Origin of the sequence: Trichormus variabilis 0441 (assembly GCF_009856605.1) — a bacterium.
Classification (GTDB): Bacteria; Cyanobacteriota; Cyanobacteriia; order Cyanobacteriales; family Nostocaceae; genus Trichormus; species Trichormus variabilis.
Genome location: NZ_CP047242.1, coordinates 5,859,957 through 5,882,810 on the forward strand (window position 1 = coordinate 5,859,957; position 22,854 = coordinate 5,882,810).

The 22,854-nt window shown below is 42.6% G+C and carries 21 protein-coding genes; 8 read left to right on the top strand and 13 right to left on the bottom strand.

Going from position 1 to position 22,854, the window contains the following annotated elements; all coding sequences use genetic code 11:
* Nucleotides 1-22: 22 nt before the first annotated feature.
* The 4 genes from GSQ19_RS24135 to acpP form a co-directional block, all read right to left on the bottom strand.
* Nucleotides 23-1,045 carry a CsgG/HfaB family protein gene (locus tag GSQ19_RS24135; RefSeq protein WP_011320351.1) on the bottom strand — a complete coding sequence of 341 codons (1,023 nt, stop codon included), beginning with the start codon at nt 1,043-1,045 and terminating at the stop codon, nt 23-25.
* A gap of 412 nt (nt 1,046-1,457) precedes the next feature.
* Nucleotides 1,458-3,470: a transketolase gene (gene tkt / locus GSQ19_RS24140; protein ID WP_011320352.1), complete on the bottom strand. Its 2,013-nt coding sequence runs from the start codon at nt 3,468-3,470 to the stop codon at nt 1,458-1,460.
* Between the two features lie 380 nt (nt 3,471-3,850).
* A complete protein-coding gene (fabF, locus tag GSQ19_RS24145; RefSeq protein WP_011320353.1) occupies nt 3,851-5,101 on the bottom strand; it encodes a beta-ketoacyl-ACP synthase II in 1,251 nt (416 codons plus the stop codon).
* Nucleotides 5,102-5,373: 272 nt separating this feature from the next.
* The gene (gene acpP / locus GSQ19_RS24150; RefSeq protein WP_011320354.1) at nt 5,374-5,628 is read right to left on the bottom strand and encodes an acyl carrier protein; all 255 of its coding nucleotides are present in this window, start codon (nt 5,626-5,628) and stop codon (nt 5,374-5,376) included.
* A gap of 436 nt (nt 5,629-6,064) precedes the next feature.
* Here acpP and GSQ19_RS24155 point away from each other — a divergent pair, with 436 nt between their 5' ends.
* Nucleotides 6,065-6,970 carry a CoB--CoM heterodisulfide reductase iron-sulfur subunit B family protein gene (locus GSQ19_RS24155; RefSeq protein WP_011320355.1) on the top strand — a complete coding sequence of 302 codons (906 nt, stop codon included), beginning with the start codon at nt 6,065-6,067 and terminating at the stop codon, nt 6,968-6,970.
* Nucleotides 6,971-7,057: 87 nt separating this feature from the next.
* Here GSQ19_RS24155 and crcB read toward each other — a convergent pair whose 3' ends face one another.
* The 6 genes from crcB to GSQ19_RS24180 all read right to left on the bottom strand — a co-directional run bounded on the left by crcB (nt 7,058) and on the right by GSQ19_RS24180 (nt 12,063).
* The gene (gene crcB / locus GSQ19_RS24160; RefSeq protein WP_011320356.1) at nt 7,058-7,546 is read right to left on the bottom strand and encodes a fluoride efflux transporter CrcB; all 489 of its coding nucleotides are present in this window, start codon (nt 7,544-7,546) and stop codon (nt 7,058-7,060) included.
* A gap of 13 nt (nt 7,547-7,559) precedes the next feature.
* Nucleotides 7,560-8,867: a dihydroorotase gene (locus GSQ19_RS24165; protein ID WP_011320357.1), complete on the bottom strand. Its 1,308-nt coding sequence runs from the start codon at nt 8,865-8,867 to the stop codon at nt 7,560-7,562.
* Nucleotides 8,868-8,916: 49 nt separating this feature from the next.
* On the bottom strand, nt 8,917-10,266 hold the full coding sequence (locus GSQ19_RS24170; RefSeq protein WP_011320358.1) for a histidine phosphatase family protein: 1,350 nt from the start codon (nt 10,264-10,266) through the stop codon (nt 8,917-8,919).
* 172 nt (nt 10,267-10,438) lie between these two features.
* The gene (locus GSQ19_RS24175) at nt 10,439-10,783 is read right to left on the bottom strand and encodes a hypothetical protein (RefSeq protein WP_011320359.1); all 345 of its coding nucleotides are present in this window, start codon (nt 10,781-10,783) and stop codon (nt 10,439-10,441) included.
* A gap of 171 nt (nt 10,784-10,954) precedes the next feature.
* On the bottom strand, nt 10,955-11,080 hold the full coding sequence (locus GSQ19_RS30330) for a hypothetical protein (RefSeq protein WP_255449090.1): 126 nt from the start codon (nt 11,078-11,080) through the stop codon (nt 10,955-10,957).
* Between the two features lie 98 nt (nt 11,081-11,178).
* Nucleotides 11,179-12,063: an SDR family oxidoreductase gene (locus GSQ19_RS24180; protein WP_011320360.1), complete on the bottom strand. Its 885-nt coding sequence runs from the start codon at nt 12,061-12,063 to the stop codon at nt 11,179-11,181.
* A 113-nt stretch (nt 12,064-12,176) separates the two neighbouring features.
* On the opposite strand from GSQ19_RS24180, the gene ntrB reads away from it, so the two are divergent.
* The 4 genes from ntrB (at nt 12,177) to GSQ19_RS24200 (ending at nt 15,988) form a co-directional block, all read left to right on the top strand.
* Nucleotides 12,177-12,998: a nitrate ABC transporter permease gene (gene ntrB, locus GSQ19_RS24185; RefSeq protein WP_011320361.1), complete on the top strand. Its 822-nt coding sequence runs from the start codon at nt 12,177-12,179 to the stop codon at nt 12,996-12,998.
* Nucleotides 12,999-13,208: 210 nt separating this feature from the next.
* Nucleotides 13,209-14,000 carry an ABC transporter ATP-binding protein gene (locus tag GSQ19_RS24190; RefSeq protein WP_011320362.1) on the top strand — a complete coding sequence of 264 codons (792 nt, stop codon included), beginning with the start codon at nt 13,209-13,211 and terminating at the stop codon, nt 13,998-14,000.
* A gap of 87 nt (nt 14,001-14,087) precedes the next feature.
* Nucleotides 14,088-15,371 carry a CmpA/NrtA family ABC transporter substrate-binding protein gene (locus GSQ19_RS24195; RefSeq protein WP_011320363.1) on the top strand — a complete coding sequence of 428 codons (1,284 nt, stop codon included), beginning with the start codon at nt 14,088-14,090 and terminating at the stop codon, nt 15,369-15,371.
* 32 nt (nt 15,372-15,403) lie between these two features.
* Nucleotides 15,404-15,988 (top strand): pentapeptide repeat-containing protein, encoded by a 585-nt coding sequence (locus tag GSQ19_RS24200; RefSeq protein ID WP_011320364.1) that lies wholly within the window; start codon nt 15,404-15,406, stop codon nt 15,986-15,988.
* Between the two features lie 77 nt (nt 15,989-16,065).
* Here the strand turns inward: GSQ19_RS24200 and GSQ19_RS24205 are convergent, their stop codons facing one another.
* Both GSQ19_RS24205 and GSQ19_RS24210 read right to left on the bottom strand, forming a co-directional pair.
* On the bottom strand, nt 16,066-18,234 hold the full coding sequence (locus GSQ19_RS24205) for a DEAD/DEAH box helicase (RefSeq protein ID WP_011320365.1): 2,169 nt from the start codon (nt 18,232-18,234) through the stop codon (nt 16,066-16,068).
* 151 nt (nt 18,235-18,385) lie between these two features.
* Nucleotides 18,386-18,760: a hypothetical protein gene (locus GSQ19_RS24210; RefSeq protein WP_011320366.1), complete on the bottom strand. Its 375-nt coding sequence runs from the start codon at nt 18,758-18,760 to the stop codon at nt 18,386-18,388.
* A gap of 704 nt (nt 18,761-19,464) precedes the next feature.
* Between GSQ19_RS24210 and GSQ19_RS24215 the strand changes: the two genes are divergently transcribed.
* The 3 genes from GSQ19_RS24215 to GSQ19_RS24225 all read left to right on the top strand — a co-directional run bounded on the left by GSQ19_RS24215 (nt 19,465) and on the right by GSQ19_RS24225 (nt 22,088).
* Nucleotides 19,465-20,760 (top strand): type IV pilus twitching motility protein PilT, encoded by a 1,296-nt coding sequence (locus tag GSQ19_RS24215; RefSeq protein WP_011320367.1) that lies wholly within the window; start codon nt 19,465-19,467, stop codon nt 20,758-20,760.
* 170 nt (nt 20,761-20,930) lie between these two features.
* On the top strand, nt 20,931-21,695 hold the full coding sequence (locus GSQ19_RS24220; protein WP_011320368.1) for a circadian clock KaiB family protein: 765 nt from the start codon (nt 20,931-20,933) through the stop codon (nt 21,693-21,695).
* Nucleotides 21,696-21,845: 150 nt separating this feature from the next.
* The gene (locus GSQ19_RS24225; RefSeq protein WP_011320369.1) at nt 21,846-22,088 is read left to right on the top strand and encodes a hypothetical protein; all 243 of its coding nucleotides are present in this window, start codon (nt 21,846-21,848) and stop codon (nt 22,086-22,088) included.
* Here the strand turns inward: GSQ19_RS24225 and GSQ19_RS24230 are convergent.
* Nucleotides 22,085-22,804 (bottom strand): GDYXXLXY domain-containing protein, encoded by a 720-nt coding sequence (locus GSQ19_RS24230; RefSeq protein WP_011320370.1) that lies wholly within the window; start codon nt 22,802-22,804, stop codon nt 22,085-22,087. The genes GSQ19_RS24225 and GSQ19_RS24230 overlap by 4 nt on opposite strands.
* Between the last annotated feature and the right edge of the window lie 50 nt (nt 22,805-22,854).

Below are 22,854 nucleotides of genomic sequence, written 5' to 3' on the forward strand. Positions count from 1 at the left end.
CTCCCATCAACCGAGTAAGATTCTATTGTGCAGGTTTAGCAATATCGCCTACTTTGAATTTACCGCCAGTAGTGATTTTCCCAACGCTAGACGTAGCATCCACATCAACTAGTTGAATCATGCCTAATGGTTGAGTAACACTGCGTATAACTTTACCTGTGGTCGGGTCTTTCACTTGTTTTGTCACTCGCTCAATGGAAAGTTTCATCCCGACTCGATAACCGTCTGATTGACCTTTGTTTAAAATCACAGTATTTCCTGTGACATCGGCTACAGTTGCGTTAACACTGGGTAAAGCTTTTGGTAAAGCGGCTAAATTGGTTGATTTTGTATTTAATTCAGTGATGACTTGATCGATCGCTTTTTCCGTGGCTTTGGTGAGTAATTTGCCTTCATTACTAGTAGAGGAACCTCCACCAATACCCAGTACGCTGACTTGAGTGTCTGACTGACTCTCATTCCCATTACCTTCAGCTACAAATAATATTTCGGCTGTAGTTGTATTGACTACGCGAATATTCAACTTGACTAAAGCATCAGTATCGGTACTTGCTGCACCAAATCCTAAAAAGCCGCCTCCAGAACGCCGTTGTTGAACGTCGAATTGAGTAACTGAGCCGATGACAACCGCCTCAACGCCTAAAATGCGGCCAATTTTTGCGGCTGTACTAGCATCAACTCGCCCAGAATCACCTAAATCTTGTTCTCTTAAAATAGCTTCTAATTGGCTACGTTCCACGACAACAAAATTACCGCTTTTCACTAACCTATTTACAAGGATGTCACTGACACCCTTACTACCTGCGGGAAAAAGTGATAGGTAACTGGGGTTGCTGACGCTACTAAAATCAAAATCGAGAATGGCAATTCTGACTTTTTCGGATGGGGAACTGCTTTGTTGTGCTAGTTGGAAAGATTGTGTTTGTTTGGCGTTAGCTGGTTGTAGAGAAAAGGTTCCGGTCTTTAGGGTGAAATATGCAGCGATCGCTGGTAAACATAAGCCCAAGATTATAGACTTATTTTGAGATAATTTGCTGTGATTCATCTGTTGAGCCTAATTAAGTAAATGTTATGACATTCCGCTTTTCTTTGAAATTACCTGCATAAAATAGGGAACACACAACAAGTCTTGTCTATTTGGAATTTTTCAGCGCCAACACAGACTACGCCAGTAAAAATCAAATAGGAGTTATATATATGCGGAAGAATGAAAAATTCACATATGAGAATTTTTCATGAAGTTAATTATCTTTATCGCTACAGCACCTAAACACATATTATAAATTATCAGGAATTATGATTTTGCACTTTTATGCCAATATTTTGGCATCGTTAGCAACTATTTTGATGATCAATAGTCCTAAGCTAAAAACTGCCAACTGACACGCACAGCGCAATAAAAAAGGGCAGGCATTATGCCCACCCTATAGTTAATGTAAGAGAATATTCTGTTGCTATTAACCCAACAATTGTTTAGCTTTAGCTAATACATTATCAACGGTAAAGCCAAATTTCTCCAAACAAATGCCGCCAGGAGCAGAAGCACCGAAGCGGTCTATAGTTACAACATCGCCTTCACTACCAATATATTTGTGCCAGCCGAAACTGCTAGCCGCTTCTACAGCTAAACGCTTGGTGACAGCTTTAGGTAGAACTGATTCTTTGTAAGCTGCATCTTGGGCATCAAATAAATCCCAAGCAGCCAAGGAAACTACACGAACTTTCTTGCCTTCAGCTTTAAGTTTCTCGGCTGCGGTGACACAGAGGCTCAATTCTGAACCAGTACCAATCAGGATTAAATCTGGTGTGCCATCGGTATCTACAACTATGTATCCGCCCTTAGCTACGTTATCAATCGATGTACCTGCCAAGTTGGGAACATTTTGACGAGTAAACGCCAACAAAGTGGGAGCATTGTTCTTAGCTCTCTCAATTGCTACTTTGTAAGCGCCGGAGGTTTCATTACCGTCGGCGGGACGAATTACTGTCAGGTTAGGAATAGCACGGAGTGAAGCCAGAGTTTCAATTGGTTGGTGGGTGGGGCCGTCTTCACCTTGACCGATGGAGTCGTGGGTCATGACCCAAATTGCACCGGCTTGAGACAGGGCAGACAAGCGGATGGGAGCGCGCATATAATCACTGAAGATTAAGAAAGTAGCGCCGTAGGGAATTAATCCCGAACCATGCAGTGCAATACCGTTACAGATTGCGCCCATACCATGTTCCCGGACACCAAAGTGGATGTTGGGATTTTGGTATTGTCCTTTTTGGAAGTCGCCTTTGCCCTTGATTTCGGTGAGGTTGGAATGGGTCAAGTCAGCCGAACCACCAATGAGTTCAGGTAGAACCGCCGCCAATTTGTTGAGGCAGGTTTCTGAATGCTTACGGGTGGGAAGTCCTTTATCTTCGGGGGTGTAGGATGGTAATACCTTATCCCAGCCGTCAGCCAGTTTGCCGCTTAAGTGACGCTCAAATTCAGCTGCTTCTTGGGGATATTTAGCTTTGTAGTCTGCGTAGGTTTTGTTCCAGTCAGATTCGTAGCCTGCACCGCGCTCTACTGCTTTACGGGTATAGTTGAGGACATCTTCGGGAACAACAAATGGGTCGTGTGACCAACCCAGATTTTGACGAGTTAAGGCTACTTCGTCTCCACCCAATGCTGCACCGTGAACACCAGCAGTATTAGATTTGTTGGGGGAACCGTAACCGATAATGGTTGTCACCTTAATCAAGGTGGGCTTATCGGTGACAGCTTTTGCCTCTTCAATGGCTTTATGAATTGCTTCTAAATCGGTGTTGCCATCTTTAACATGGATGACGTGCCAGCCATAAGATTCAAAACGCTGGGAAACATCTTCGGTAAAGGCTACATCTGTAGAACCATCGATAGAGATGTGGTTGTCGTCGTACAGGGCGATCAGTTTACCTAATCCCCAGTGTCCAGCCAGGGAGGCAGCTTCACCGGAAACGCCTTCCATGTTGCAACCATCACCTAAAATTACATAAGTATAATGGTCAACAATTTTGGCATCGGGTTTGTTGAACTTAGCTGCGAGGTGAGCTTCTGCGAGCGCTAAACCAACACCATTGGCAATACCTTGACCTAGTGGCCCGGTGGTGACTTCTACGCCTGCGGTCATGAAGTTTTCTGGGTGTCCGGGGGTTTTGGATTCCCACTGGCGGAATTGCTTGATATCTTCAATACTGACGCTATCGTAGCCTGTCAGGTAGAGCAGGGCATACTGCAACATGGAACCATGACCGGCAGACAAAACAAAGCGATCGCGGTTAAACCATTTGGGATTTTTCGGGTTATACCGCATAAAGCGGTTCCACAGCACAAAAGCCATTGGAGCCGCGCCCATCGGTAGTCCGGGGTGTCCCGATTTTGCTTTTTCTATGGCATCAACAGCCAAGAAACGAATTGCATTAATAGAAAGTTCTTCGAGGGATTGGGTTGCAACAGCCATAATCTCTTGTTCTTAACGACGGGTTAGCACTCTTCAAGCTACTTTTACTGGGGTTATTTTTCTCAGCTAGCAATTAACAGTTAACAATTATCAAGATAGGATTCACTACTGATGACTGATACTGAATAAATGACAACTGATTTTCATTCCCCTACGTTATCCTCATCATCCCATTCCCGATTGTCCGTGGACAAGCGGGATCTCCTGAGTTTGTGGTAATTTATCAAGCCAAGAATCTGGTCACGCTGAACCCTTGGCTGGGTCGGGAATGATATCTATGATACTTTTAGCTGGTTGATTTCAGGAGAGCCGACAAGTGGAGAGTGGGGAGATATGAAAGATATAAAATCAAAAGTTTTTCTCCCTACCTCTTGCCTTATTCACACGTACTTTTTGAAAGCTAGTGTGACATTATGACCACCAAATCCAAAAGAATTAGACAATGCTACCTGGACTTTGTGAGCGCGACTAGAGTCAGGCACGTAGTCTAGGTCACAATCTGGGTCAAGGTTTTGAATATTAATTGTAGGTGGAATTTGGTCGTGAGCAGTTGCCAACACTGTGGCTACAGCTTCAATACCTCCAGAACCACCCAAAAGATGACCTGTCATCGATTTGGTGGAGCTGACTGCTATTTTATAAGCGTGGTCTCCTAGCGCTCGTTTAATCGCTGCGGTTTCAGTGGTATCGTTTGCTGAAGTGCTGGTGCCGTGAGCATTAATGTAGCTAACTTGTTCTGGGGTGATGTTTGCGTCTTTGAGTGCCAGTTGGATGGCTCTGGAGGCTCCTTCGCCGCCCGGAACTGGGGATGTCATGTGGTAAGCATCGCAAGTCATACCATAACCAACAATTTCGGCATAAATGCGAGCGCCGCGACTTATGGCGTGTTGCAGCTCTTCCAGAATCAGAACTCCCGCACCTTCACCCATGACAAATCCATCGCGATCGCGGTCAAAGGGACGACAAGCATGAGCAGGGTCATCATTGCGAGTTGATAACGCCCGTGCAGCCGCAAACCCAGCTACACCTAATGGTGTAATTGCTGCCTCAGCCCCACCGCAAATCATGGCTTGGGCATAACCGCCTTGAACTAGGCGGAAAGCGTCGCCGATCGCATTAGAGCCTGCGGCGCAAGCGGTGACGGTACAGTTATTTGGACCCTTAGCACCAGTGTGAATTGCTGTCAGTCCAGCCGCCATGTTGGCGATCATCATGGGAATCATGAAGGGACTACAGCGATCGGGACCACGGTTGAGATAGATGGTTTGCTGGTCTTCCATGACCTTGAGTCCGCCTACCCCAGAACCAATAATAATCCCCACTTGTTCGGCGTTCAGTTCATTAATGACTAACTGGGAATCCGCAAGTGCTTGTTTGGCTGCTGCAACTGCAAATTGGGAAAACCGATCCATGCGCTTGGCTTCTTTGCGCTCCAAGTACTCATGGGGGTCGAAGTTTTTCACTTCACCAGCAATACGACAATCATGGCTAGACGCATCAAAGTGGGTGATGTAGTCAATGCCATTGCGTCCGCTTAACAATCCTTCCCAATATTCAGAGGCTGTGTTACCAATAGGTGTAATCGCGCCAACACCCGTGACAACAACGCGTTTACGATTATAATCTGTCATGACTCAGTTAAAGGTGGCGAGAAAGCTGCAAAAATTAGGGACTAGAGACTAGGGATTGGGAAGAGGCAGGGGGCAGGGGGCAGGAGGTAGGGGAGGCAGGAAGAGAAGTCGCAAGGAGGGTTTCCCTCCGGGCGAACTTCGGGGAGGCAGGGGGAGAAATTACTCCAAGATTTTCGCCCAACACCCAGTCCCTAGTACCCAATGCCCAGTCCCTAGTACCCAGTACCCAGTACCCAATACCCAGCACCCAGTCCCCAATCCCCAATCGCTGCTTAAGCTGATGCGGCAACTTGGTTATTGATGTAATCCACCGCCTCTTGAACGGTGGTGATTTTCTCTGCGGCTTCATCGGGAATTTCGATCTCAAATTCTTCTTCCAAAGCCATTACTAGTTCTACTGTATCGAGGGAATCAGCCTGTAAATCGTTGGCAAAACTAGCTTCTGGAGTTACTTTGTCAGGGTCTTCCACACTTAGTTGTTCGACAACAATGCTTTTGACTTTTTCAAAAGTTTCTGATTGGCTCATAGATAAAGGTCCTTAACCGGTTGCTATTGTCTGCGCTTTGTGGGCAACATTTTGAGCATATACATCTTATCGGAAAGCGCGATCGTCCGCATAGCGTCCCAGTTCCAAATATAGAATAGGGTGGGCAGTGCTGAGTTTTTAGTCCTGAGTGCTGAGTACGTGTTTTGACCCAGCCCTTGTTTCTTGCTACTTAGCTCTATTGATATAAGCTCGTGCTATGAGCGATTTTTTTGCTAGTCCAGATAAGACTTTGTACTTTGGGCTTTGACCGACTGTCGGTCATCACGCCTACGCTTTGTAAATGCTGTTGTTTACCAATTCTTACTAAATTTTTGGCAAATGTCCAAAAAAAATTACCATTCCTCTTAAGTATGGCCTGTGAGGGGTGATAGAAAAGTTATCATCGGGGCAGTTGCCCTAAAATAAACCTAATTTTATGCTATCTCAGACACTAAAATATGCTTACTTTCCTGGTTGTGTTGCCCAAGGTGCTTGTCGGGAACTGTATCAGTCTACTCAAGCTCTTACCCAAGCTTTAGGTATTCAACTGATTGAATTGAAAAAAGCTGCCTGCTGTGGTTCTGGCACTTTTAAGGAAGACTCCCAACTGCTAGAAGATACAGTCAATGCTCGTAATATTGCCCTAGCAGAAGAATTAAATTTACCTTTACTAACTCATTGCAGTACTTGTCAGGGTGTGATTGGTCATGTTAATGAGCGTTTGCAAGAATCTCAGACCAGTAACCCTGATTATCTAGAACAGGTGAATGGTCTGTTACACAAAGAAGGTTGTTCACCCTATCAGGGTAGTACAGAGGTGAAACATCTGCTTTACGCTTTAGTCACAGACTACGGCTTAGAGGAAATTACCAAACGTGTGACCCGTAAGCTATCTGGTTTGAAGTGTGCAGCTTTTTATGGCTGCTATCTACTCCGCGCCCAAAAGTTAATGCCTTACGATGATCCTTACAACCCACAAGCGATGGAAAATGTTTTTCAATCTGTGGGGGCAGAGCCAATTTATTATCGTGGACGGACACAATGTTGTGGTTGGCCTTTGTCTAGTTATGCCACTAATGAATCTTTTAAGATGGCGGGGATGCACCTTCAAGATGCCTTAACGGCAGGGGCGGATTGTTTAGTTACCCCTTGTCCTTTATGTCATCTCAATTTAGATTCTCGTCAACCAGAAGTGGAAAAAGTTATCGGTCATAAACTAGGTTTGCCAGTGCTGCACTTACCACAGTTAATTGCTTTGGCATTAGGTGTTAGTCCTGAAGAATTAGGATTAGATCGCCACATTGTTTCGACAAAGCCAGTGTTAGAGAAATTAGGTCTTTAATCGGGACTTTCGGGTTGGGAGGGTGTAGGGGTGTGAGGGTGTGAGGGTGTAAGGAAAAGAAAGATTTATCCCTAAACCCCTAAACCCCTAAACCCCTAAACCCTTGCCACATAATCTACCAAGAATTATACCTATCTGGATGCTGATAACTCCTAATATGGTGCTGCCAGCCCAGTAAAACCCTGCTGCTACTAAATTACGATCGCCTAAAAGGGTAAAGGTGTCTAAGGCATAAGTTGAAAATGTGGTGTATGCACCGAGAAAGCCAACTGCTATGAGTAATCGGATTTCGGGAGAAATTAAGGATACTCGCTCTAAAGCTAGGGCATAAAAGAAACCCATAGCTAAACAGCCGGTAATATTAATGAACAATGTGCCGTAGGGAAAAGTAATGCCGAAGCGTTGGGCAAACCACAAACTGAGATAATAGCGACTGAGCGCGCCGGCGATCGCACCTAAACTCACGGCAATGGGATGACGAATTGTCGGTTGTTGCAGCACTCCCGGTATTAACCTTGGTGCAACAGTCAACAATTGGATACTCTGCTCAACCAAAGTCTTCAGCCCAAATCCCATATTTATCCTACCTTTAGAGCCAAATTTGGATGACTCGACCTTGTAATTCTTGCCCTAACCAAGATGTGTTACTAGAAAGTGTACACAGATTTTTCTTCTCGACTTTCCAGATTTTCTGAGGATCAAATAAAGTTAGTTCTGCTTTGTGATGAGGGGCAAATGCACTCACTTTTTGTTGAATACATTGGGCTGGACGAGTACTCAAAGCCTGCCATAATTCTAAAGCCGTAAATTCTCCAGTTTCTACAAGATTTTGCCAAAGTAAGGGTAATGCTAACTCGAAACCGATCGCCCCTGGTGGTGCTTCGGCGAAGGCTTGGACTTTCTCCTCGTAGGTGTATGGCGCATGATCAATGGCGATCGCATCTATTACCCCTGTGCGGACTCCTGCACGTAATGCTTTGACATCGCTGGCGTTACCTAATGGTGGGTCTAAATGCAGGCTGGTATCATAACTTTTAACTGCTTTTGTGTCTAGTAACAGGTGTAGCCAAGTGGTACTGGCGGTGATGGGTAAACCTTTGGCTTTGGCGGCGGCGATTAGTTCCACACTACGGGCGGTGGAAACCCGCATAATGTGTACTTGAGTATTACCTGTAGCGGCAACCAACTCTAATAAAGCAGCGATCGCTGTTGTTTCTGCGCTGGGGGGTATGGGAGGTAAACCAAAGCGGAGGGCATCTGCGCCTTCCCGCATCACCCCATTAGCAGAGAGTTGGCGATCGCACGGCCAAAATGCTACAGGTTTCCCCAATGGTTGGACATATTCCAGCAAGCGCCGCACCAGGCTTAAATTGTCTAAAGGCAACCCATCAGTAAAACCAACCACCCCCGCCGCCGCTAAATCAGCCAATTCTGTCATCTGCTTCCCAGCCACATCCAGGGTAATAGCACCCCAAAGATGGAGCAGGGGTGCAGGGGTGCAGGGGTGCAGGGGAGAAGAATTGCTTCCCAGTCCCCAATCTCCTATCCCCAGTCCCCGCTTCTGCAACTGTGCCACCAGCCCTGGATTATCAATAGCCGGAGATGTATCGGGTAAAATACTGACTTTGGTAAAACCACCAGCCGCCGCCGCTTGTAAGAAAGATGCCAGCGTTTCCCGTTCTTCAAATCCTGGTTCTCCAGAGTGGCTGTATAAATCCACTAAACCGGGGCCAAGAACTAATCCTCGACAATCTCTAATTTGAGTATCAGGACTAGTATTAGGAATATTTGGGGCAATGGCTTGAATTACACCATCAGCAATTAACACATCTGTGATATTGTCAATACCCGAAACCGGGTCGATTACCCTTACTTGTTGCAGAAGTTCAGTTGTCATGTAACCTATCAGTGCTGGGACTGCTTGTCTATTGTGATCTATATTTTGCCTATAATGCTCCAGCTGCGGTTTTATCTAATACACCACCCAAATGGGTGGTAATATTCATGGCTTGCAGTACTGGTACACCATTTAATCCAGAGGGGTAATCAATGACACTAACAGCACCATTACCTTGACGAAAATTCCAGAAATTGTCTGTGGGTAAACCGAGAATATGACACAGTAAGGTTTTATTTGTGGCATCATGAGCCACGATTAACCCTGTTTGGCGTTGATTATCTAAGGCTGTTTGCACAATATTTTGCCAGGCTTCCGTGCTACGTTCCCACACTTGCTGTAAATTCTCACCTTCCGGCATTTGTACCTGGCCTGGTATAGTCCGCCAACGCTCTAATTCACCAGGAAATTCCTCTTCTATTTCGGCTTCTAGTTTTCCTTCCCAAAGTCCGTGACTGATTTCTCTTAAACCGTCTTGCAACTCCAAATTGATACTTGGATGGTGGCGCAAGATAATCTCGGCTGTTTCTTTGGGACGCAGCATAGAACTACTCACAGCAAAGTCAATTGCTACATTTTGCAGAAACACCCCGGCTTTTTGCGCTTGTTGCCTACCGTTATCATTGAGGGGAACGTCAATTTGTCCCTGAAACCTAGTTTGGCGATTCCATTCAGTTTCGCCGTGACGCACCAACAACAATCTCACTCCCTGATGACCAGGACGCAAGGAAGGTAGAGTCTCGCCTGTGTGTTGGGTTTGATTCATCGACTCTAGTTGCACTGGGTCACCCAATCCCCCAGCAAAATTTAATACACTGATTCCACAGTTAGATTGCTGTATGGAATGGTAACGACTGGGGTGAATGCCCAAGGCTGTGCTGATGAGGGCGCGATTAATGCCGTTGTGTCCAACGATGAGAATGGTTTCACCTCGATGATGGGGCAAAATGTTTTGCCAAAACTGCCGCGCCTGTTCGTACAAAGATAAAACTGGAAAATGTTCTCTTGTTACCCCATTGTCGTTAACTAACATTTGTAGTTCCTGGGGGTTTTCGTGCCAAATGCGGTAATCTTCAGGAAATTTCTGCTTGACCTCAGATGTCAGCATTTTTTCCCACAAAGGCAAGTCTATTTCTCGTAACAATTCGGAAATCTGCACATCAGCAGACTGGACAGCCTCATTTGCTAGTTCACCATGAATAATCTCTGCTGTTTGTTTTGCTCTCTGGAGCGGGCTGCTGTAAATTGCATTAAAGGAAATGTTAGTGAGGGCTTTGCCTACCTTACTAGCATCACTACGACCTCGATCCGTTAATGTTGATACGTCAGCACGTCCTTGAATACGCCGTTCGATATTATAAGTACTTTGGCCGTGACGCACAATAATGACACGAGTCATCCGTCTTGCCCTCCTCTATCTAAAGGACTAATTTTACTGCAAACTGCTTGCAGAATTATTCTTTAGATTGGTTTTTGGCAATTTAATTAAGGGTGTAGGGGTGTAAGAGAGAATTGCTATTGACTATTGACTATTGACTATTGACCGTTGACTATTGACAACTAACAATTTTTCACTGATTTCCTAAATCTAACTGTACCTGCACTCCATCATTACCATTAACTGACTCTTGTGCTGGCTGTAATAAAACTGGAGTATCTAATGAGGTTGATCGATTTGACCTCCATCCACTAAGATTCTGATTATCTTTTATATGGTTAGTGGGAATACTGGTGTTAAAGAATTGTGAGAAGTCATCCTGTGCTGACCTATTTCCAATTCCTTCTAGAGAGTCACCAGTTAACTTATAGTCTTGGGTACTTGGGTTTGGCGTTGCTGGTGTCTGGGCGCGAACCAGGCTTTCTAAGCTGGCAATAGATAGGGCGATCGCCAAAACAGCAATAATTCTAGCTTTCATTAGTTTGTTCCCAATTCTTCTTTATTGCTCGTAGCTATTTTTCCAAAAAACTATCTTTTTAACTTCTACTATCAGTTAGATTTGACAAACAAAGATTTGCATCAAAACTAACACTGAGGAAATTAGACATTCACAAAAGTAATATCGTTGTAAAATAAACCGAATAATATGTTACTTTAAGTGATCTCCTCGTAACTTTAAGGATTGCTTAATATTTTTGAGAAAAATAAATGGGTGTAAAGGCGATCGCTTATCCTCACATTCTGAATCAAAGAACAACCACATATCTCGTACCATTTCACTAAAATTCCGATACAAATCCGAACCCAGAAACCTTTGCAAAATATAGGTTTCTTAATTTTGAATTTTGAATTTTGAATTTTGAATTGGTATCACTAGTCGCCCCCTACCTTTTTGAGCAATGCCTCTAATTCTGACTTGATAGATAAAGGTTGATAACCTAAGGCAAACGCCTGAGAACTATCTAAGGAAACATCTGCTGGTCTGGGTGCTGCCATGTTTACATCTTGTTGAAGACAGGCTTTAATTCCTGCTGTTGGTAATTGAAAGACTTCGGCTAATATATGCCCAAAATCATAACGAGAAATTCGTTCTTTGCCTCCTAAATGAATTATGCCTTTAACTTTTTCTAATGCTAATAAAATCCCTTTAGCTGCTGTTGTACCACTGACAGGGGTACGAAATTCATCTATAAATAAAGTCAGTTCTTGACCAGATTTTAAGGTTTGAATGAATGGCTGAATAAAGCTTTTAGCTGTAGGTGTAGCATTACCAAACATTAAAGGCATTCGACACACTGTTGCTATGGGATAACGTTCTAATATACCCACTTCAGCCAAGACTTTCTGCTCACCATAAATATTCACAGGACATACGGTGTCAGTTTCTTTATAAGGAGATTTGATGCCATCAAAAACTAGTTCGCTGGATGTAAACGCATAAGGGATAGAAGCCGCCGCACAAAGTTCGGCAAGATTGCAAGAAGCAGTGACGTTAATTGTATATGATTCATCAGGATGGATTTGACAAAAATTTGGTTGTGATTGTGCAGCTGTATGTATGACTGCATCTGGTTTAATTTCATTAAATATTTGTTTAAGTTCTAAAAAATCTGTTAAATTGACCTTGAGTAATTTTATACCGGGAACAGATAACTCATGAGAGCAATAAGTTCCATAAACTTCCCATTCTTGTTGCGCTGCTTGGCAAAGGTGCCATCCTAAAAAACCGCTAGCACCAGTAATTAAAAGCTTCTTCATATCAAAACTAGTACGTGTATTGAGATGATGGACGCAAAAATTATACTCTTAATGGTTTCAACAACTTGAATATTTTCAATTACTGAATCATTACTTCCTGAGGCTATAAATAAATGTACTCACAAGCTAGGTATAAAACTTTTATCCAGCGCATAGCAGTAGTGTCCTACCAAAGGCTAACGCAGTTCTTTCCTTCTATATTTGGTATTTGTATCTTTTTGATATCCTGGCACTTTTTAAGCTTGCGTCCTGATACATCTTTGCCGTCGCCGCTTGCAGTTATTAACAATACTTGGGATTTGATTAAAGACCCGTTTTTTTATAAAGGCGGTAATAATAAAGGTTTTTTCTGGTTAATTCTCGCTAGTCTCAAGCGAGTAGTTGTTGGTTATTTGCTGGCTACATTAATAGGTATTCCCATCGGGTTTATTATTAGCTTAAATAGCTTTTGTAGAAAAGCCATCGACCCACTCATACAATTACTGCGTCCTGTTGCTCCTTTGGCTTGGCTACCGTTAGCCCAAGCGGTATTTCTCAAACCTAATCCCTCAGCTATTTTTGTAATTTGTATCACTGCTATTTGGCCGATTATTCTCAATACAGCATTAGGTGTCAAGCTTGTTCCCAAAGATTATAGAAATGTTTCTAAGTTATTGGGTTTATCACCATTAGAAAGTTTTTACAAAATCTTGTTACCAGCAACTTTACCCCATATATTTACCGGGTTGAGAATTGCTATTGGTCTATCATGGTTAGCAGTTGTCGCCGCCGAAATGTTGCTGTCTGATGATGGAATTGGCTTTTTCATTGTGGATGCTTACAACAATGCGAATATTCATGAAATGATTTTGGCAATTGTTTACTTGGGTGCTGTTGGTTTAGTGCTAGACAAAATCATGGCCTATATTTCCGAAAAAGTGACTCCTCAAGAGTAAGTTATAAGCGTGAGGTAGGAAGCAGGTAGGGAACGATGTAATCTTACTCTATTAACTTTAAATCCATCTACTGGTGATGGGTAATAGTTAAGAGTTTATTCCCGATTACCGATTACTTATTAGCAACTACCAAATCGAGAAACTATATCTATATAAATAGCACCTTGGGTTATTAGTCAGAACTTTTTCCAGTCATTAAAAGTAAGTATTATGTCTAATTTCGTAGAAATCAGGGAGATAAAAAAGGAATTTGTTCAGGATGGTAGTAAGAATATTGTTCTCAAAGATATCAACTTAGAAATTCAGCAGGGAAATTTTGTATCTCTGATTGGGCATTCTGGGTGTGGTAAATCTACGCTTTTAAATATCGTGGCGGGTTTAGAACAACCAACTCAAGGTCAGGTACGAGTCGATGGTCAATTAGTAAAAAGACCATTCCGCGATCGCATGGTAGTATTTCAGAATTATTCCCTATTACCCTGGCTCACTGCTTGGGAAAATGTGGCTTTGTTTGTCGATAAAGCCATGCCTCGGAAATCTAAAAATGAACGTCGTGAGATTATCGCCTCTCACCTAGAGATGGTTGGTTTAAAAGACGCAGCCCAGAAAAAGCCAGCGCAACTATCGGGAGGGATGAAACAGCGCGTGGCCTTAGCCCGTGCTTTGGCTGTGCAACCTAAGTTACTTTTACTCGATGAACCATTTGGCGCATTAGATGCCCTCACCCGTGGTTCTTTGCAAGTAGAGTTAATGCGTATATGTGACATTTACCACATCACAACCATCATGGTGACTCATGATGTAGATGAAGCATTATTACTCTCAGATCAAGTAGTAATGTTGAAAAATGGCCCAGCCGCAACCATCGGTCAAATATTAGATATCCCCTTTGAACATCCCCGTTCTCTAGAAATTCGAGATAGTCCCCAATATCATCACCTACGCCAACAACTAATGCAGTTTTTACAAGGTCAAGAACAAGCTAAACGCTTACAAGTCTAGACACTTCATTCCTAGCGAACTAACTTTAGCAAAACTCTGCGTACCTTTGCGTTGAAACATTGTCCTTTAAATTCTCTCAGAGTTAATATGCCAAAGTTGAACAGGCGACAATTTATCACAACTGCGGGTGCAGCTGCACTGACTCATGCCACTATTGCCAAAACTCAGTTACATTCCGGCGTTTATGCTGGCTATAGTGATACTCCAGAAGTAACCACAGCCACACTGGGATTTTTACCTGTTACTAGCTGCTGTCCTTTAATTATTGCCAAAGCCAAAGGCTTTTTTGCTAAACATGGAATGCCCGATATTAATGTTGTCAAACAACCTTCCTGGGCAGTCATGCGCGACAAACTCATGTTAGGTGCAGCCGATGAGGGGTTAGATGGTGGGCATTTGCTGTTTCCGATGGTGTACCTCATGGCTACCGGGGAAATTAGCTATGGGCGAAAAATCCCCATGTATATCTTGGCCAGAATGAATGTGAACGGACAAGGGATATCAGTTGCTAATAGCTACAAAAATTTAAACCTGAGTATAGATAGTTCTCCCTTAAAATCAGCCTTTGCCCAAAAAACGAAAGCTGGAGAAACTGTGCGTTGTGCAGTACCTTATCGTCGGGTAACGGGTGATTTTTTTATGCGTTGGTGGTTGGCTTATGGTGGAATAGATCCAGACCGTGATTTATCAGTAATTGTGATTGCACCTCCACAGATGGTTGCGAGTATGCGTAGTGGCAGCATGGAAGCCTTCTGTGTAGTTGACCCTTGGCATCACCGATTGATTAAACAAGGGCTTGGTTACTCAACTGTGACAACTGGTGAGTTGTGGCCTAATCACCCAGAGAAAGCCTTTACTGTACGTGCTGAGTGGGTGGATAAATATCCCAAGGCGGCAAAAGCGATGCTGGCGGCATTTTTAGAGGCGCAAATCTGGTGTGATAAGCCAGAAAATAAAGAGGAACTATTCCAAATAGTGTCACAACGGCAATGGATTGGCGTGAAAAGTGACTTGATCCGCGATCGCCTCTTAGGTAAATTTGATTATGGTAATGGGCGGATAGTGGAAAATAGCCCCCATGCCATCAAATACTGGCGGGAAAATGCTTCCTATCCTTTCAAGAGTCATGATTTATGGTTTCTCATTGAAGATATGCGCTGGGGTTATCGTTCCCCCGATTTTGATACCAAACCCCTAATTGATGCCGTCAATCGTGAAGATTTGTGGCGAGAAGCTGCTAAGTTCATAGGTCAAGAGTCAGCGATTCCCGCCAGTACATCACGGGGGGTAGAAAAATTCTTTAATGGCTTAGAATTTAATCCAGAAAATCCCCTAGCTTATCTCAATGCGCCCAAGATCAGGATAATGTGATGAAGGAGGGTTCGCCATTGGGTAAAAGTATCATGAAATCGAAATTAAGTAAATTAAGCGATCGTATATTGCATTACCTAGCCGACTTAACCAAAACTCTACTCGGTCTAGACCAGAAAAAATTTCAACAACTCAGCCTCAGCATACTTAGCTTATTACTTTGGGGACTATTCGGCATAATCACAATTGTCGGTTGCACACCCCCAGCTTTTGCACTGGAGTACAACAAAGAAATTTTAGTGGAAGCAGATTTTTCAGGACGAGATTTAACAGACTCTAGTTTCACCAAAGCTAACTTGCGTCAGAGTAACTTTAGTAAATCTAATTTAACTGGTGTTAGCTTCTTCGCCGCCAATTTAGAGTCAGCTAATTTAGAAGGAACAAACCTGACAAACGCCACCTTAGACTCAGCTCGTCTCATCAAAGCCAACTTAACAAATGCAGTATTAGAAGGAGCCTTCGCCGCCAGCACCAAATTTGATGGAGCCATCATTGACGGTGCAGACTTCACCGATGTACTCTTACGCCCAGATGAGCAGAAAAAATTATGTAAAGTTGCCAAAGGCACCAATCCCACTACGGGAAGAGAAACCCGCGACACATTATTCTGTCCCTAATTTATAAGTTCATAGCAAGCATTTTCGCTCAGTTATCCGACTTCTTGAAGAAGTCGGGTAACTAGTAACCCCACACATTACCAATTACCAATTACCTTTCTCATTTCATCCATATCCAAATAGTCATAAGCAAAAGCTTTTCGTAACAGTGGATGAGGAATAAACTCATCATATTTCTGCATCTCTGGCGCTTCCGCCGAACTTATCAAATCTTCGCTCATAATTCTTTGTTCACACAAAGAGACAATCTCTGGCTGAAGATTTTTAAATTTCCCCTTACCTAACTTAATTGTCAAATAATAGGGATTTACCCCACCAATACTACTAATTTCCAAAGACTCTCGACAAAAATTATTCAGTAACCTTTCCAAAGTGCGGTAAGCCACAGTACCCATCCAAGGAAAGATACAACATCTACCTTTTTCTAACTGCAAAATATACTGCTTATCCAAGCCAACTTCTTTTACCAATTCACGAACTTTTCGTAAACGTTGGAGAGCATTTTTTTGCAAATAGCTATATTCCTTATCTTCCAATAAAATAAGGCGCATCTTTTGCAAAACCTTAGTATGAATCGTCCCACTACCACCGCGCCAATAACTTGTAGCTTTACCTGCCACTTGCTTAACTATCACTACTCTTTTTTTGAAATCAATTTCTGTAACTTCCCATGTTACCCCTGCTAAGGCAAACTGTTTACCAACAACTGGCGGTGTAGCGATACTACCAATTTCCTTTGTACCTTGTTTAACAGTATATTCTTTGTTATCTGCAAACACAGCATAAAACTGGAACTTACCAACTATTCTTTCACCAGCTAAACCCAGAATTAATTTATTCTGTTCAGTATGTTGAATATGACCAATATCAATTAAATAACGCAACAGTAACTTAAAATCTTCCTGAGAAATCGCCGCAAATGGGGGCAAACTCAAAACCTGTTTAGCTAAATCAGCAGGGGAAATTTCCCCCACTGCAACTAAAATACTCATTGTTTGGTGATATAACAAACTCAAAGGATATTTAATTGGCTTAATCGGTTCAATCCAACGTTCTTCTAAATAAAGTTGAATAATCGCTATACACTGTAACAGTTGCCAAGGAATTTGCTCTGGTAAAGGTTCTTCTGCTGAAATTTCATCCTCAGCACAAATAAAGCGCATATCAGCAGCCTCACCCCTTCTACCCGCACGCCCCAAACGTTGTAAAAAACTCGCTACAGAAAGGGGTGATTCTAATTGAATAACTCGTTCTAAATGACCTATATCTATACCTAACTCTAAAGTCAGAGTCGCCGCAGTCACCGCCGGGTTATGGGGTTCGCGCATAGCATTTTCTGCCACTTGTCGTAAGCTAGCAGATATACTCCCATGATGTACATGATATATATCCGGCTGTGCTTGTTGGTTGGCAATTTGTCGCAAAGAAGCAATTATTGATTCAGTTTGTGTACGATTGTTTGCGAAAATTAAACATTTGCGAGATTGACTCAGATTAAAAATATATTTTTCGTAGGCTGTGGCTTCTGATTCATCTACATCATTCGCAATATAAAAGTGTTCTAAGGCTAATTTAATTTGGCGTTTTCCAGCTTCCACCTTTGGCGTAATTACTTGTTTATCAGTTCCCAAACGCAGCCACTCTTCCGCCATTGAATAATCACCCAAAGTTGCTGATAAACCAATGCGGCGGGGTTGGGTTTTGGTTAAGTTTGCCAAACGCTGTAATTGACAAATAATCTGACAACCACGTTCCGAACCCATAAAGGCGTGGATTTCATCAATAACTACAAATCTTAAATCGCCAAATAAACGTAATATTTCTTTATGTTTATTGACTAATAAACTTTCTAGAGATTCTGGTGTAATTTGGAGAATCCCTTGGGGATTTTGTAGAAGCTTATTCTTGCGACTTTGCGCCACATCACCGTGCCAATGGTAAACCGGGATATCTGCTAATCTTAGTAAATCATTGAGGCGTGCAAATTGGTCATTAATTAAAGCTTTGATAGGGCCTATATATAGTGCGCCTATGGTGCTGGCGGGATTGTTGTACAACAGAGTTAAAACTGGTAAAAAAGCCGCTTCTGTTTTCCCCGCAGCTGTGGCGGCGGCAATTAATAGATGAGCATCGGTGTCAAATACCACCTCACAAGCTGCCGTTTGAACAGGTCTTAATTCAGTCCACTGATGATGATAAATATATTCTTGAATAAAAGGTGCAAGTCTGTTGAAGGCGTTAGTCATTATTTGGAGACGCGATTCATCGCGTCTGTACAATTGTTTTTTGTTAGAGACGCGATTTATCGCGTCTGTTGTCTCCAATCCCAAATATAGACATGAAAAAACCCGGCTTGACCGGGCAGATGTACTGTTTGTCGAATTTGTGGTGAGAAATTTAAATTTTGATGTCACAAGTAAGAGGGCAGGAAGCATAGACTGTGCTTTCCATTTGTTCTTCTTCTCCGTGCAACCAGCTTAACCATTTGATTTCTGTGGGATGTACACCTTTAAAGGTCAGCACACCAGCAGCTATCAAAACTGCCATCACATTAAACATAATTAAGCTACCTGCTACGAATAAAACCGCACTGACAGGCATTACAGATTGCAACACAATTGACAACAGACATCCGACCGTAGCCATCAAAACTACCAATGGAAAACCCACAACCAACAAGCACACTGCCAGCGTAAAAGTCCATATCAAAAAGCTTTTGATAGCCAACAAGGAGTAGGTCTTTCCGAGATTAGAGCTCTGAGCCGAAACCATGACTTTTCCTCCTAAATACACAGTGAGTTTGGTATTCAGTAATATTTCGATTTGATGAAATAAACTGATTACTTTAATGAAGTTTCAGTATATAAAACCCATCTGAGAAAATGAGCATTTATTTATTAAACTTTACAATTAATTTTTTTCAATGATGAATGTAAAGCCGGATTTACATTTCATGATTAATCTAGCTTTCAGTATCTGTCTTGAGGAGTAGAACACAAAAGCCATGCCTGAAAAAGTCCACTACAAACCCTTGACTTAGATTTTGCTTAACATTTCTTATGCAAAATCGATTTGTCTCTCATAATTCTCTTGTGGCGCTAGACAAATTATCTACAGATGATTTTGCTGTGAATTGCTAGTAAGTTATGGCTAACTCAGTCGTAGCTTTCTCATTTACCCTGATTAAACTATTTATATAATTTTATCTGTACTAAAAAATACTAATACTTGTAAGCGTATTCGCTGATGTTGTTATTGAAACGCTTAGGTTAAACCAGTTTATATAGATGTAGCGTAGAATTTCTGTTTTTATTTGATGGTTATAAAAAATACAAAGTAGAAAGGGCTTTGTAATGAAGTGTTACTTAAAGGTTTTTAGCAATAAGGTATCTGTAATGCCGCTTGCCAACGCTATGAGAACCTTGACGAGAGTTTTTTGCTGTTTCTAGTTGATAACTACAAAATCATAAAGATATATGACGGAATCCCAGTCCCCATCAACTTCCCATCCCGTTGCTTCACGTAATATACAGCCTGTACCACCGCCACCATTACCACCGCCACCATCGTTAATTACCCAAAGGCAGCATACACAAACCTTGGATATGTCATCAGTTAATAGGAGTGCAAACCAACCTTCACCACCTCCACCACCTAGTGCGGCTCATCGTCCTGGGACACCGCCATCGGTTTCAAACCCATCTAATGATTCGCCTTTAACTTTGGCACAGATTATTAGAGAAGCTTTTGATAATGGCTATTCTGATATTCACTTGGGTGTCGGTGAAGTTCCCCGCTACCGCAACCGAGGTGAAATTAACCCAACTGACTATCCCGAAACCGATAAAGCAACTTTTATGAGTTGGTTACGGGAAATCATGACTGAGCCAGAAATTCAACGCTTCCAAGAGCATTTGGAATTTGATGGTGCAACTCAGTACGAATTTGCCCGTGTACGGATTAATGTCTTTGATTCTCTCAAAGGCTATTCGATGGTTTTGCGGTTGATTCCATTGAAGATACTCTCTATTGACCAGTTGAGATTACCACCAGTATTTCGGGATGTTTGTCACACTCACAAAGGTTTAATTTTGGTGACAGGCCCTACTGGTTCTGGTAAATCTACAACAATGGCGGCAATGATTGATTACATCAATCGAGAAATGCCTAAGCACATCATTACTATTGAAGACCCTGTAGAATTCGTTCACCAAAGCCGTAAGTCTTTGATTAAGCAACGGGAAGTGGGAATGCACACCCGTAAATTTGATAATGCTTTAAAAGCGGCTTTGCGGGAAGACCCAGACTTGATTCTGGTGGGGGAAATGCGGGATAAAGAAACCGTCAATACAGCACTGAAAGCGGCTCAAACTGGTCACTTGGTAATGGGAACCCTACACACCAATAGTGCAGTGAAAACTATTGAACGGATTCTTAATTTATATTCAGGTGAAGAACAGGATGCTATGCGAATAGCCATAGCAGAGTCTTTGGTAGCGGTGATTGCTCAAGGGTTGTGTCGCACAACTGATGGTAAGCGGGCAGCTTTCCACGATATTTTGATTAATACTGAAGCAATCAAGGAATGGATTAAGGATGGTAAATATGATGAAATTAGCGAACTGATGAAGCAAGCTAGTTTTGACGGGATGGTGACGATGAATCAATCTTTGCTCAATCTCTATCAAGAAGGCCGCATCACTGAAGAAACTGCGCTGGAAATGTCACCAACTCCTAACGAAATGGCTCAGTTCCTTCGAGGACGAGTTTAGATACGGTAAAAGGTAGAGGGTTAAGACTTACGCAACTGGTACACTCAAACACAAGTGGCTATTAGTCATTGGTCTATTGACTTTGGACTATTGACTATTGATACCCTTAATGAAAAATCCATAACACTTGTGTAAGTCCTAACCTAATTACCGTTCAGTTTTGGGAGCTTGTGACTAAATCGACTCCAGATAACTTACCTGTACCTCGGTTATACAAGGGTATCGCCTTGTTTACACCGGGAGGCGATTTAATTTATTGCATCGACCCTCATAAGCAAGGTCGATGGCATTCCCATTTGTGTGCTGCTTTGCAGGAAATTTTAGACTTACCGGAACCGCCTCATTTTTTAGTGCCTTGCTATACAGCGACGGTTGACCATTGGTTAGACCCTCAGACGCAGCAGGTGAAAACATTCGCCGAAGCTTCTCCTGGAATACTGAAACATCAAGCTGTGTTGAATGCTATTTTTAGCACGGGGGATTTGGTTTGGCAACCATCTCCTTGGCAAGAGGGTTTGTGCGATCGCCTGGTATTATCAACTTATCGCTCCTCATTTCCCCAACTATGGGAAGACCATGATTTAATCGTCAACTTAGACTTATCTGAACAGGCTCCCAAATATTATCCACCAGCTATCACAGTCCAAAAAGCGCCACTTAAAACCTATGTTTTACGGTTGTTTGTGGCTGGACATAGTGCGAATACAGAACGGATTTTGAAAAATCTGCATGAACTATTGGAGCGATCGCTAGGATATCCTTACACTATGAAGGTGATTGATGTCTTAACTAATCCTGAACAGGCAGAAATTGATCAGGTTTCCGCCACTCCCACCTTAGTGAAAGTTTGGCCTTTGCCGATTCGGCGCATGGTTGGTGACTTAGACAACGCCGACAAAATATTACAAATGTTAGGTGCTATAGATAATGGCTAAAGTTTTCGACAATATAACCAAAGAATTACTGTTCTTCAGTACATTTTATGGAACCCTCGATAAATTTTTCCCATCAGCTGACAGAAACGTTGTGGATGTGTAAAGTAATTGAGGAATGTTTAATATCTTTAACCTTTGACACATCCATCTATGGATAGGAAAACCAAACGCCTCTTGCTGCTCGTGGCTTCTTGTAGTGTAACGGGTGTAATTTTAGGGGGAACTACTAGTTGGGCAGAGAGTACTCTTTGCTTGCAAGCTGATAAAGTTACAAATGAGTGCCTGACTCAAAGCCCAATCCAAAAAACAATAGAAGGCATGAGTACAGGCTTATTAGCCGGAGCCGGAGCAGCTTTCGGTGTAGCATGGAATGTGCGTCATCACGAAGATTAAAAACGATAATTGCGATCGCGCACCCATAGACTCATCGGTACAGCATTACCCTGTGGGTCTACTTTGACTTTTACAGCTAGTGGTCGCAACTGTCCATTTCTAGTCTGACGAGCAGCCCGGAAAATGTCGTTATTTAACTGCTGGCGTTGCTCGTCTGGCACGTTGTATGATTCCACACCATAGTTAATAAAGCCATTCTGGTAAACCCCTCTCAACGCTACTTGATTATCTCGGAGGGACATAGGTAAATTGTTGCTCACACGCACAGGTCGCCAAGCTCTAGGAGTACCACGACCAAAAGATTGTTGTTCTTGCAAAATTACATATAAGTTAGTTCCCTCAAGTAGCTGTCTACTCCTTCCCCGATTTCTTCTAACTAACTCATCCCAACCAGGAAGTCGCCGCAAACTAGAAACGCGAGATATGTTGTAATCCAAATTGAGGGTATAGCCTCGCAACACATTATCAGGGTCAGCAGGTAAAGTTTGTAATATTACCTCTCTACCTGTGAGGTTGGTGTACATTGCTTGAGTGGGTACTGATAAGATTAGCCCTGTTTGCAAAATTAAGGGCAACAATAACCGCCAAAAAGGTAAAGGTTGGTTGCTTTTTTGTTCAGTAGCAGCCAAATAATCACGAAAAGTCAGCTTTTTAGAAAATTCTGCTTCGGGAGACAAAGTTTTACTTTTGCCCGATTCGGAGGATTCACTTGCCATAAGCCTAGTCCTACAAGTAATGGGGTTTTGGGAAAGCGGACATAGGACTT